Annotated in this window: 12 protein-coding genes; 9 read left to right on the top strand and 3 right to left on the bottom strand. The window is 69.9% G+C overall.

Translation table 11 applies throughout. The annotated features are described in order from the left end of the window. Positions 1–87: 87 nt before the first annotated feature. The 3 genes from B9P64_RS04435 to B9P64_RS04425 all read right to left on the bottom strand — a co-directional run bounded on the left by B9P64_RS04435 (position 88) and on the right by B9P64_RS04425 (position 2694). Positions 88–855, bottom strand: coding sequence for a type IV toxin-antitoxin system AbiEi family antitoxin domain-containing protein (locus B9P64_RS04435; protein WP_085314994.1), 768 nt, complete (start codon positions 853–855; stop codon positions 88–90). 217 nt (positions 856–1072) lie between these two features. Beyond that, positions 1073–1840 (bottom strand): ComEC/Rec2 family competence protein, encoded by a 768-nt coding sequence (locus B9P64_RS04430; RefSeq protein WP_085314993.1) that lies wholly within the window; start codon positions 1838–1840, stop codon positions 1073–1075. Then, positions 1837–2694, bottom strand: a complete 858-nt coding sequence (locus B9P64_RS04425) for a TatD family hydrolase (RefSeq protein WP_085314992.1) — start codon at positions 2692–2694, stop codon at positions 1837–1839. Before B9P64_RS04425 ends, B9P64_RS04430 begins: the two co-directional genes overlap by 4 nt. Before the next feature lie 69 nt (positions 2695–2763). Here B9P64_RS04425 and B9P64_RS04420 point away from each other — a divergent pair, with 69 nt between their 5' ends. From B9P64_RS04420 to B9P64_RS04375, 9 genes are all read left to right on the top strand, one after another. Then, entirely contained in the window at positions 2764–3621 is an 858-nt protein-coding gene (locus B9P64_RS04420) for a D-hexose-6-phosphate mutarotase (RefSeq protein WP_085314991.1), read from the top strand. Between the two features lie 68 nt (positions 3622–3689). Then, complete coding sequence (locus tag B9P64_RS04415; protein WP_085314990.1) at positions 3690–4904, top strand: Y-family DNA polymerase; 1215 nt, start codon at positions 3690–3692, stop codon at positions 4902–4904. Positions 4905–5005: 101 nt separating this feature from the next. Continuing rightward, positions 5006–5848, top strand: coding sequence for a 23S rRNA (adenine(2030)-N(6))-methyltransferase RlmJ (locus B9P64_RS04410; protein ID WP_085314989.1), 843 nt, complete (start codon positions 5006–5008; stop codon positions 5846–5848). A gap of 13 nt (positions 5849–5861) precedes the next feature. After that, positions 5862–6791, top strand: a complete 930-nt coding sequence (locus tag B9P64_RS23530) for a hypothetical protein (protein ID WP_139826131.1) — start codon at positions 5862–5864, stop codon at positions 6789–6791. Positions 6792–6952: 161 nt separating this feature from the next. Further along, positions 6953–8626: an OFA family MFS transporter gene (locus tag B9P64_RS04395; RefSeq protein ID WP_085314986.1), complete on the top strand. Its 1674-nt coding sequence runs from the start codon at positions 6953–6955 to the stop codon at positions 8624–8626. 177 nt (positions 8627–8803) lie between these two features. Continuing rightward, entirely contained in the window at positions 8804–9985 is a 1182-nt protein-coding gene (locus B9P64_RS04390) for an amine dehydrogenase large subunit (RefSeq protein WP_085314985.1), read from the top strand. Next, positions 9985–10539 (top strand): MauE/DoxX family redox-associated membrane protein, encoded by a 555-nt coding sequence (locus B9P64_RS04385; protein WP_085314984.1) that lies wholly within the window; start codon positions 9985–9987, stop codon positions 10537–10539. The genes B9P64_RS04390 and B9P64_RS04385 overlap by 1 nt, the downstream gene beginning before the upstream one ends. Beyond that, positions 10536–11132: a methylamine dehydrogenase accessory protein MauD gene (mauD, locus tag B9P64_RS04380; protein ID WP_085314983.1), complete on the top strand. Its 597-nt coding sequence runs from the start codon at positions 10536–10538 to the stop codon at positions 11130–11132. The genes B9P64_RS04385 and mauD overlap by 4 nt, the downstream gene beginning before the upstream one ends. A gap of 30 nt (positions 11133–11162) precedes the next feature. Further along, the gene (locus B9P64_RS04375) at positions 11163–11690 is read left to right on the top strand and encodes a methylamine dehydrogenase light chain (RefSeq protein WP_085314982.1); all 528 of its coding nucleotides are present in this window, start codon (positions 11163–11165) and stop codon (positions 11688–11690) included. Position 11691 lies beyond the last annotated feature (1 nt).

The raw sequence follows: 11691 nt of genomic DNA, 5'->3' as shown, positions 1-11691 counted from the left end.
TTTGCGACGAGTCGGGGAGCGAGCCAAATGCACAAATTTCTGGGTAAGCCGGAAGGTTCCATGCGGCGAATCGGACTGCAGTGTTAGTCAGAGCATCTGTATCGAACCTATTCGCGAACGCCTGAGGTCAATGCGCTCTCCGCATTTTGTCACTGAAACCCAGCCAACATCGCCCAGGCGCAAGTTATGTCGGGTTACGACGGCTAACCAAGGCGGCCGTGCCGCCGATGCCAGCAAATAGACAAGTCGCACAACCTTCACGCGAGTCGTATGTGCCAGCAGTTCGTCGAGCACGCTCGGACGCAAGCCGGGCAGGACTTCGACGAGCTGGCGAGCCTCTGACGAGGTCTGCCCTTTGCCCACGTCACTTAGCAGTTCCAACACAGCACGTTCTGGAGTCGAGACCAGCACATCGCTGCGCCCATTCGGTAACGGCTGCAGTCCCAAGGTCGCCGGCATCTCGCTATCGAACAAGGGCGTTGCTCGATATATGCAGGGAAATCGCTCGGTGAACCATGCGGGAAGCCGGGTCGGGCGCCTGCCCCACAAGACCAAGTGCGGCCGCATGGCGATGTTATGTCGCACTCCTCGCCAGTCCAGCGCCGTCTTACCCGCCACGTGAAGCCCTTCGACCTGCTCTGCCAGCAAGGCGAGACACGCGTCGCGAGACAAAGTCTCCCCCGGCAGCGCGTAGACACCCCTGGCAATGTGCTCAAGCCAGCCGCTGCGGGCAAGCGCAGATGCCCGAAACGCGGTGACGCCCTGCCTCGCGAGCTGGGCGGTGGTCTGCGGCGCTCCACGCGGCCAATCAGCGAGCAAGCGTTTGAATGACAAACCGTCAGTAGTTGTCTTCATTCATCAACTGTAGCGGCAATTTCATTCAGGCACGAGACTGTCCAAACATGCGCCAAACAGCCTTGTGCAGCGCAGCATGGCTCAACCGAACGCCTTCAGTTCACGACATATTTGTCAATTTTTGTTTGCCTCGAAAATTTTCAGTTCACGAGTTATTTGTCACTTTCGGAGGGCCGCAAAGCCTTTTCCCTAGGGAAGTCAGTTCACGAGTTATTTGTCACTCTCCACCGATGGCGCGCTGGTCGCCGGTGACCAGCGCCGCGATCACGCCGGCGTATTCGGCGCTGCCGAGCGTGCGCGCGATGTGGGCGTTGACCGCCTGCCGCACCCGGTCCACCGCCAGGCCCGGATCGGCGCTGCGGCCGGGCAGCCGGCGGTTGGCGCCGGCGGCATTGCGCACGCTGCCGACGGCGCGCAGGTCCTGCTCCAGCATCCAGTAGTCCAGATCGGGGCCGTCGGGATTGAGCCGCGCATGCGGCCGGCGCAGCCGCACCCGCAGCTGCCAGCGCTCGCCGGGCGTGAGCGCCGGCACGGTCACCGGATCGGCGCGGCGCTCGCTGCCGTACCAGGCCAGCGACACGCGCTGCGGCAGCGTCACCGGCCGGCCGTCGAGCGTGCCGTGGTCGATCACGAACTCGAAGCGCAGGCCGTCGGCACCGATGGATTGCGCGGCCGCCGGCAGCCCGGCCACTGCTCCGACGATGTCGAGATCGCGCTGCTCCAGCTCGGGCGCCAGACCGCGCGCGATGCGGCGCTCGGCGCGCCAGTCGGCCCAGCCGTGGCCAAGCGCAAACGCGGCCGCGATGGCGAGCGCCAGCAGCGCGGAGCGGCACCGGCCGCTGCGCCAGCCGGGTTGCAGCGCCAGCAGCAGCAGCGCCAGCGCGAAGGCGGCGCTCGCCGGCCCGAGCCAGCCGGGGCCAAGCGTTGGCCGCATCTGCAACAGCGCGACGCCCGCCGCAAACGCGAGCGCGAGCGCGACGGTCATGGCGCGGTGGGCGGCAGGCCGCCTGCGGGCGCGGCCGGATCGACCGCCCAGACCGCCGCCCCATCCATCGCCGCCGCCAGCCGGGGCAACGCGGCGCGCGCATTGGCGGTGGTCGCGGCCGCCAGCGCCGCCACGCTCAGCCCGCGCAGTCCGGCCAGCACCGCGCCGATCCGCGCCGTCGCTGCCGGCAGATTGCGGCCGGGCCGGATCCAGCTCGGCGCGATGTCGGGCGCGTCGGTCTCCAGCACCAGCCGGTCGAGCGGCATCTCGGTGGCGATGCGCCGGATGCGCAGCGCGCGCTCGAAAGTCAGCTCGCCGCCCATGCCCAGCCGCAAATCCAGCTTCGCGAAGGCCTCGGCCTGCTGAAGGCTGCCGTTGAACGCATGCGCAATGCCGCCGGCCGGCGCGATGCGGCGCAGCTCGCGCAGCACCTGATCCTGGGCGCGCCGGATGTGCAGCAGCACCGGCAGCCCGAAGTCGGCCGCGATGCGCAACTGCGCCCGAAACACCGCCAGCTGCGTGTCGAATGCCGCCAGCGCCGCCGGCTCGAAGCGGTCGAGCCCGATCTCGCCGATGCCGACAAAGCGCGGATCGCCGAGCGCCGCCTGCACCTCGGCGCGCAGCACGGCAATGTCGTCGGGCCCGGCCGCCGCCGCGAACAGCGGATGGATGCCGAGGGCATAGACGCTGCCCGGCGTGCGTGCCGACAGTTCGCGCACGCCGGCAAAATTCACCCGCCCGATGGCCGGAATCACCATCCAGCCCACGCCGGCGGCGCGTGCGGCGGCGGCGACCGAGTCGCGGTCGGGCGTGAATTCGGCCGCGTCGAGATGGCAATGCGTGTCGATAAACATTCATCGATTATCGCGAGCCGGGCGGCACAATCGGCGCCCGTTTCCTACCCTTCGCATGCGAGCGTAATCATGACCAAGCCGACCCCCGTCGCCCCCGCGCCCCACCTCGCCCTGCCGGCGATCGAGCTGGCGACGGCCGACGGTGCGCGCTGCCGCATCGCCCAGCAGGGCGCGCATGTGCTCTCGTGGACGCCGGCCGGCGGCAGCGAGCGGCTGTTTCTGAGCGCCAAGGCCGATTTCGCCGCCGGCGCCGCGATCCGTGGCGGCATTCCGGTGATCTTTCCGCAGTTTTCGGGCGAAGGTCCGCTGCCCAAGCACGGCTTTGCGCGCACCGCGCAATGGAAGTTCGAGCGCAGCGAACAGCTGGAGGACGGCGCGGCCGCCGCCCATTTCTCGCTCACGCAGGAGCAGGCCACGCATGCGCTGTGGCCGCATCCCTTCGCCGCCACGCTGTCGGTGCGGCTGTCGGGCGACCGGCTGGCGGTGACGCTGGGCGTGCGCAATACCGGCGCCAAGTCGTTCACCTTTACCGCCGCGCTGCACACCTATCTGCGCGTGTCCGACATCGCGCTGGTGCAGGTGATGGGCCTGGACGGCCTGCAATACCGCGATACCGCCGACGGCGGCGCGCTGCGCACCGAGGGCCTGGGCGCGGTGGAAATCAGCGGCGAGGTCGACCGCATCTATCTCAACGCGCCGCGCTCGCTCACGCTGCGCGAACAGGGCGGCGACCTGCATGTGCTGAGCGACGGCTTCAGCGACGCGGTGGTGTGGAACCCGGGCGCGGTCAAGGGCGCGGCGCTGAGCGACCTGGAAGCCGGCGGCTATGCGCGCTTCCTGTGCATCGAGTCGGCCAGCATCGGCAAGCCGGTCAAGCTCGCCGCCGGCGCGCACTGGACCGGCGCGCAGACGCTGGTCGCGCACTGAAGCCCAGGCACCGGCAGCGCACCGGCTGCTGACATCCCCTGGCAGCAGCCGGCCGTAAGCTGCGCGCCATGCCCGCCGACCGCGTCATCGCCCATCTCGACATGGATGCCTTCTACGCATCCGTCGAGCTGCTGCGCTATCCCGAGCTGCGCGGCCTGCCGGTGGTGGTGGGCGGCGGCCGCGACCACGCGCCGCGCGAAACCGCCCTGCCCGACGGCCGCCTCCGGCGCGAATTCCAGCGCCTGCGCGGCTACGTCGGGCGCGGCGTCGTCACCACCGCCACCTACGAGGCGCGCGCGCTCGGCGTGCATTCGGCGCTCGGCATGATGAAAGCCGCCGCCCTCGCGCCCGACGCCATCCTGCTGCCGACCGACTTCGACCAGTACCGGCGCCATTCGCGGCTGTTCAAGGCCGCCGTCGCCGCCATCGCGCCGCAGATGGAAGACCGCGGCATCGACGAGATCTACCTCGACCTCACCGAGCTGACCGGCAGCGGCCCCGACCGCTGGGCGCGCGCCCGCGAACTCGGCCAGCGCCTGAAGGACGCCGTGCGCGACGCCACCGGCGGCCTCAGCTGCTCGGTCGGCCTCACGCCCAACAAGCTGCTGAGCAAGCTGGCGAGCGAATTCGACAAGCCCGACGGCCTGACCGTGCTCACGCTCGACGACATCCCGGCGCGCATCTGGCCGCTGCCGGCGCGGCGCGTGAACGGCATCGGGCCCAAGGCGGCGGCGCGGCTGGAGGCCATCGGCATCGTCAGCGTCGGCGATCTGGCGCGGCACGACGTCGCCGATCTGGTCGAGCGCTTCGGCCGCAGCTATGGCCTGTGGCTGCATGCCGTGGCCCACGGCCGCGACGACCGGCCCGTAGTGACCGAAAGCGAGCCCAAGTCGATCAGCCGCGAAACCACCTTCGAGCGCGACCTGCATCCGCGCGCCGACCGCGAACTGCTCGGCGGCATCTTCACGCGGCTCTGCGAGCGGGTGGCCGACGACCTGCTGCGCAAGGGCTACGCGGGCAGGACCATCGGACTCAAGCTGCGCTACGACGATTTCCGCACCGTCACCCGCGATGCCAGCCTGCCGCTGCCGGTCGCCGATGCGAAGGCGATCCGCCGCGCCGCCGGGGAATGCCTCAAGCGCGTGCCGCTGGAACGGCGCATCCGGCTGCTGGGCGTGCGCGTGGCCGGACTGGTGCCGCTGGCCGAGGCGGCCGAGCTGCAAGCGCGCGAGGAATCGGCGCCGCGCGGCCGGACGCTCGACCTGTTCGCCGACGCCGGCTGACCAGCGGCCGCGCCGCGCAACCACTCGTCACCCGCGGCAATCAGTCTGCAAGCCCCGAGCGGTTACATTCCCGGGCTTCCTACGCAATCCCGGCCCCGCCCATGCTCGCCTATCGCCACGCCTTCCATGCGGGCAATCACGCCGACGTGCTCAAGCACCTCGTGCTCGTCCAGGTCATGCAGTACCTGGCGCAGAAGGACACCCCCTACTGGCTCGTCGACACCCATGCCGGCGCCGGCGCCTACTCGCTCGCCTCGGGCGAGGCGCAGAAGCACGGCGAATACAAGGACGGCATCGGCCGCCTCTGGACCCGCGACGACCTGCCCGAGCCGGTGGCCGACTACCTCGCCGTGGTGCGCCAGTTCAACGGCCCCGGCGCGCTCGCCAACTATCCCGGCTCGCCGGCCATCGCCCACATGCTGCTGCGCGAACAGGACCGGCTGCGCCTGTACGAGCTGCATCCGACCGACAACCGCCTGCTCACGACCATGTTCAAGGGCGAGAAGCACACCGAGGTGAAGAAGGCCGACGGCTTCGAGAGCCTCAAGAGCCAGCTGCCGCCGCCGAGCAAGCGCGCCTGCGTGCTGATCGACCCGCCCTACGAGCTGCGCAAGGACTACGACGCCGTCGTCACCACGCTCAAGGACGCGATGGTCCGCTTCCCGATCGGCACCTATCTGGTCTGGTATCCCAAGCTCAAGCGGCGCGACACGGTGATGCTGCCCGACCGCCTCAAGCGGCTCGCGCCCAAGGGCTGGCTGCACGCCGAGCTGACCGTGTCGCCGCCGGGCGAGGACGGCTACGGCCTGCTCGGCAGCGGCATGTTCGTCATCAACCCGCCGTGGACGCTGCATGCGCAGCTGCAAGCCACGCTGCCCTGGCTCAAGGCCACGCTCGGTCAATACGCCGGCGCGTCCTGGAAGCTGGAGCAGCACGCGGTCTGAGGCAGCCCCGGCGATGACGACAGCCACCGACTTCGGCCTGATCCCGCCCGGCGATCCGCATGCGGACGGCTGGCGCCGGCTCGGGCGCCTCGATCCGCTCGGGATCGGCATTGCGCTGTCGCTGCTGCTGCATGTGTTTTTGCTGTGGTGGCTGCCGGCCCAGCAGCCGCTGCGCACCGAGATGCATTCGGGCGCGAGCGCGCCGATGGCCATCCGCCTGGCGCCGCGCCAGCCCGCGCCGCGCCCCGAGCAACCGGCCCAGACCGCACCGGCGCCGGCCCAGTCGGCACCGCCCAGGCCGGCGCCCAAACCCACGCCGCGCCCAGCGCCCGCCCCGGCGCCGCGCATCATCGCCGTGCCGGCACCGCAGGCGCCCGCGCCGGCCGACCGCACCCGCGTGCCGGCCGATCCGCGTCCGCTGCCGCCCTTGCCGCCGCTGCCCCCGCTGCCGCCCGACACCCCGGCCAGCAACACGCCGGCCGACGACATGTTCGGCCAGCTCCAGGCCCGCCGCGCCCAGCGCGACGCGCCGGCCGGCAGCGCAACGGCGGCGCCCGAACGCAGCGCCAACGAGATCGCCAACGAGAACGCGCGCCGCAATCTCGCCGGCATCACCGGGCGCGGGCCCGATCCGGTCGACCAGACCGGCGGCGTGTTCCAGGTCACGCGCGTGACCAGCCGCGAGGCCGAATTCCTGTTCCGCGGCTGGAACAGCAACTTCAAGCGCAACTGGAGCGAGTCGGTGACGGTGCCGGTCGGCAATGCGCCCGACATCCAGACCGCCATCGCCCGCAAGATGATCGAGATCATCCGGCGCTACGAGAAGGGCGACTTCACCTGGGAAAGCCACCGCCTCGGCAAGACGCTGAGCCTGAGCGCCCGGCCGCAGGATCAGGCCGACCTCGAGCGCTTTCTGATGGCCGAGTTCTTCTCGCTGCGCTGAAAACCCACGGCGCGCTTTCAAGGGAAGTTGCTTAGGCAGCCGGCTGCACATATTCCGGCGCCTGTCGTCATATTGCCGGCCGCCAGCGCCATCACCACGATGTGGCCCCGACGGTCGCCGCCCATGAGCGACCGCACACCGCCAATGCGCGAGGAGACAGCATGTCCATCACCCAAGGCGCCGACGCGCCGCCCATCCATCACGGCGAGGCCGGCTTCCTGAGCAAGGAACGCATCATCGCGGCGCCCGGCTTCAACCGCTGGCTGGTGCCGCCGGCAGCGCTTGCAATCCATCTGTGCATCGGCATGGCCTACGGCTTTTCGGTGTTCTGGCTGCCGCTGTCCAAGGCGCTCGGCATGACCGCGCCGATCGCCTGCGGGCCGGAAGTCGGCTTCTTCCAGGAGCTGTTCACGACCAGCTGCGACTGGAAGATTTCCACCCTAGGCTGGGTCTACACGCTGTTCTTCGTGCTGCTCGGCAGCTCGGCGGCGATCTGGGGCGGCTGGCTCGAACGCGCCGGTCCGCGCAAGGCCGGCGTGGTGAGCGCGCTGTGCTGGTGCGGCGGCATGCTGGTGTCGGCGCTCGGCGTTCATCTGCACCAGTTCTGGCTGATGCTGCTGGGCTCGGGCGTGATCGGCGGCGTGGGGCTGGGCCTTGGCTACATCTCGCCGGTGAGCACGCTCATCAAGTGGTTCCCGGACCGGCGCGGCATGGCGACCGGCATGGCGATCATGGGCTTTGGCGGCGGCGCGATGATCGGCTCGCCGCTCGCGGCCGATCTGATGAAAACCTTTGCAACGCCCACCGACCCGGGCGTGGTGCCAACCTTTCTGGTGATGGCCGGCGTGTACTTCGTCTTCATGATGGGCGGGGCACTCGGCTACCGCGTGCCGCCCACCGGCTGGGCGCCGGCCGGCTGGACGCCGCCCGCTGCCGCCGCCGGCAAGAAGCTCATCACCCACGGCCATGTGCATGTGAAGAAGGTCTGGGGCATCCCGCAGTTCTGGCTGGTGTGGCTGGTGCTGTGCATGAACGTGTCGGCCGGCATCGGCGTGATCGGCATGTCGAGCCCGATGCTGCAGGAGGTGTTTGGCGGCAGCCTGATCGGCGTGCCGGCCAAGTTTGGCGAGCTCGACAAGGGTCAGCTCGCGGCGATTGCCGGCGTGGCGGCGGGCTTCACCGCGCTGCTCAGCCTGTTCAACATCGGCGGGCGTTTCTTCTGGGCCAGCCTGTCGGACAAGCTGGGCCGCAAGCTCACCTACATCGTGTTCTTCGTGCTCGGCGGCGCGCTTTATCTGAGCGTGCCGGGGAGTGCTGCGGCCGGCAGCAAGCTGCTGTTCGTGGCGGCGTTCTGCGTGATCCTGAGCATGTACGGCGGCGGGTTTGCCACGGTGCCGGCCTACCTGGCCGACCTGTTCGGCACGCAGATGGTCGGCGCCATCCACGGCCGGCTGCTCACCGCCTGGGCCACGGCCGGCATCCTCGGGCCGGTGGTCGTGAATTACATGCGCGACTACCAGCTCGGCCTCGGCATTCCGCGCGAGCAGGTCTACAACCAGACCATGACCATCCTGGCCGGCATGCTGATGGTCGGTCTGGTGTGCAACCTGCTGATCCGTCCGGTGGCCGACAAGCACTTCATGACCGACGCCGAACTGGCCGAGGAAAAGCGCCTCGCGCACGACAAGGCGGTGGCGGTGCAGCCCAATGCGGTGACGATGAGCTTTCACCAGAGCGGCACGGCGCTGGTGGTGCTGGCGTGGCTGGCGGTGGGGGTTCCGCTGGTGTGGGGCGTGTACCGCACGTTCGTGAGCGCGGCGAAGTTCTTCAACTGAGGTTGCGTGAGTTGCGAGGGCTGGCGCGCGTTCATCGGCGCCGGCCCTCGCTGCGTCTGGCGCCGATGAACGCGCCCCGCCACCCCGCTGCCGATTTCGGCTAACGCCTGCGGGTTACGGCTTCTTACGCTTGGGGTCATCCCGTGGCAGTCCGCCACATTCCCCGACCGGAAGACCATGCCAAGAACCCGATCCCAGGGCGGCAGGCCCGCGCTCGCGCGCCTCGCCCGCCTTCTGCTGGCTGCCAGCATCAGTTGCGCCGCACTGCCGGGCCAGGCTTTCGAGCCCGAGCAGGTGGATACCGCCCGGCTGCCGGCCGACGCGTCGCAGCGCCTTTTTCTGCCCGACGCGGTGCTGAGCCACATTGCCGACGGCCGCCTGCTCATCGTCGACGGCGCGACCATGAAGCTGGCCGGCATGCTCGGCGCCGGCATGTCGGGCCTGTACACGCTGTCGCCCGACCGCAGCGAGATCTACCTCGCCACCACCTATCACGCGCGGGTCGACCACGGCGAGCGCAACGATGTGCTCGGCATCTATGACGCCACCACGCTGGCGCGCAAGGCCGAGATCGTCATCCCGCCCAAGCATGCGCAATCGCTGGCGGTGCGCAATCTGCTGCGCACCAGCGCCAGCGGCCGCTATGCGCTGGTCTACAACGCCACGCCGGCCACCTCGGTGACCATCGTCGATCTGGCCGAGCGCCGCGTGCTGGGCGAGATCGCCACGCCGGGCTGCTGGAGCCTGTACCCGGCGCAATCGGTCGAGCGGCGCTTTGCCACGCTGTGCGGCGACGGTCGCATGCTCACCGTCGACTTCGACGAGGCCGGCAAGCCGGTGCGCCAGGCGCGCAGCGACAAGCTGTTCGATCCCGATGTCGATCCGCTCTACACCGCCGCCGAACAGCTCGGCGACAGCTATCTGTTCGTCTCCTTCCTCGGCAAGGCGCAGCGCATCGACGTGGCCGGCGAGACCGCGCGCGCCAGCGAAGCGCCGTGGAATCTGCTCGACGCCAGCGCTGCCAAGCAGGGCTGGCGCCCGGGCGGCTACCAGTTCTATGCCGTGCATGCGCCGACCAACCGGCTCTACATCGGCATGCATCCCAAGGGCGCCGAGGGCACGCACAAGAATCCGGCGCAGGAAATCTGGGTCTACGACCTGGCCACGCGCAAGCGCGTGCAACGCCTGCCCGGCTTCAACGCCACCGCGCTCGGCGTCACCCGCACGGCGGTGCCCGGGCTGTATGCGCTCGACGGCCTGACCGGCGATCTGGTGCGCATCGGCCTCGACGGCAAGCCGCGCGAAACCGGCCGGCTCAAGGCCGTGGTCGAGGCGCCGACCGTGGTGGGGGTGAACTGATGATGGCCCTCGACCCCGTGGCGGCGGGCTGCGCCGGCACCGGCGTGGCGCTGGTGCTGCTGACCGGCGCGGTGCACAAGCTCATCGACGGTGCCGGCTTTGCCCGCACCCTGGCCGATCACCAGTTGCTGCCCGATGCCCTGGTGGCGCCGCTGGCCCGCGCGCTGCCGCTGGCCGAGATCGCGGCCGGCACGGCGCTGCTGTTTGGCGCCAGCCACGGCGCCGGCCTGGCGCTGGCCGCGCTGCTGTTCGCGCTCTACACCGGCGCGCTGGTCGCCAACCTGCTGCGCGGCCATGTCGACATCGACTGCGGCTGCGGCTGGGGCCCGACCGCCCGCCAGCGCGGCCGGCTCAGCTGGTCGCTGCCGCTGCGCAATCTGGTGCTGCTGGCCCTGCTCGGGCTGGCCGCGCTGCCGGTCACGGCGCGCCCCGCGGTCTGGATCGACTCGCTCACCGTCGGCGCCGGCGGCCTGCTGCTGCTCGCGCTCTACCTCACCACCCATCAACTGCTGGCCAATCAACCGCTGCTGGCCGCCCTGCGGAGACCGTCATGACCGAAGCCCTGCTCGTTTCCAACGTCATCTTGTGGATTGCGCTGCTCGCGCTCGTGGTCGTGAGCCTCGCGCTGGCACGCCAGATCGGCATCCTCCATGAGCGCATCGCGCCGATGGGCGCACTCATGCTCGACGCCGGCCCCAAGGTCGGCGACGCCGCGCCGCGCCACGCGCTGCGCACGCTCGACGGCCGCGATCTGGTCATCGGCAACGAAGCCGCGACCGGCCGCGCCACGCTGCTGTTCTTCCTCTCGCCGACCTGCCCGGTGTGCAAGAAGCTGCTGCCGATCATCAAGTCGGTCGCTGCGCGCGAAGCCGCCAGCACCCGCGTGGTGCTGGCCTCCGACGGCGAACAGCCCGAGCACCTCGAATTCGTGCAGCGCGCCAGCCTGCAAGCGTTTCCGTATGTGCTGTCGACCGAGCTGGGCCTGGGCTTCCACGTCTCCAAGCTGCCCTATGCGGTGCTGATCGGCGCCGACGGCCGCATCGAGGCCAAGGGTCTCGTCAACTCGCGCGAGCAGCTCGAAAGCCTGTTCACCGCGCGCGAACTGGGCGTGGGCTCGGTGCAGGACTACCTCGGCGCGCGCGCCTGAGCGCCGCCATCGCCATCCGCAGGAATCGACATGAACTGGTTCGACCGACTCTTCGACAAGGGCACGCGCAACGTCGCCCATCAAACCTCGCGCCGCAGCGCCATCACCGGCATGGCCAGGCTGCTGGTGGGCAGCGCCTTCGTGCTGCCGGTGCTGCCCTTCGACCGCTCGGCCAAGGCCGCCGAGCGCCAGGCCGCCAAGGCCGGCAAGCATGACGACCCCACCAGCTGCGACTACTGGCGCTACTGCGCCATCGACGGCTTTCTGTGCACCTGCTGCGGCGGCGGCATCAACAGCTGCCCGCCCGGCACCGAGCCCTCGGCCGTGGCCTGGATCGGCACCTGCCGCAATCCCAACGACGGCAAGGACTACCTCATCAGCTACAACGACTGCTGCGGCGTGACCGCCTGCGGCAAGTGCGGCTGCAACAACAACCTCGGCGACAAGCCGGGCTACCGGCTCGGCTCGCACAACGACGTCAACTGGTGCATGGCCCACACCAACTCGATGTACCACTGCACCGTCGTGGCGGCAGTGGGCATCGCCGACGGCGGCTGAG

Origin of the sequence: Derxia lacustris (genome assembly GCF_002105195.1) — a bacterium.
Lineage (GTDB): Bacteria > Pseudomonadota > Gammaproteobacteria > Burkholderiales > Burkholderiaceae_E > Derxia > Derxia lacustris.
Note: the sequence above shows the minus strand (reverse complement) of the source record. Positions and strands in the feature narration are given on the sequence as shown.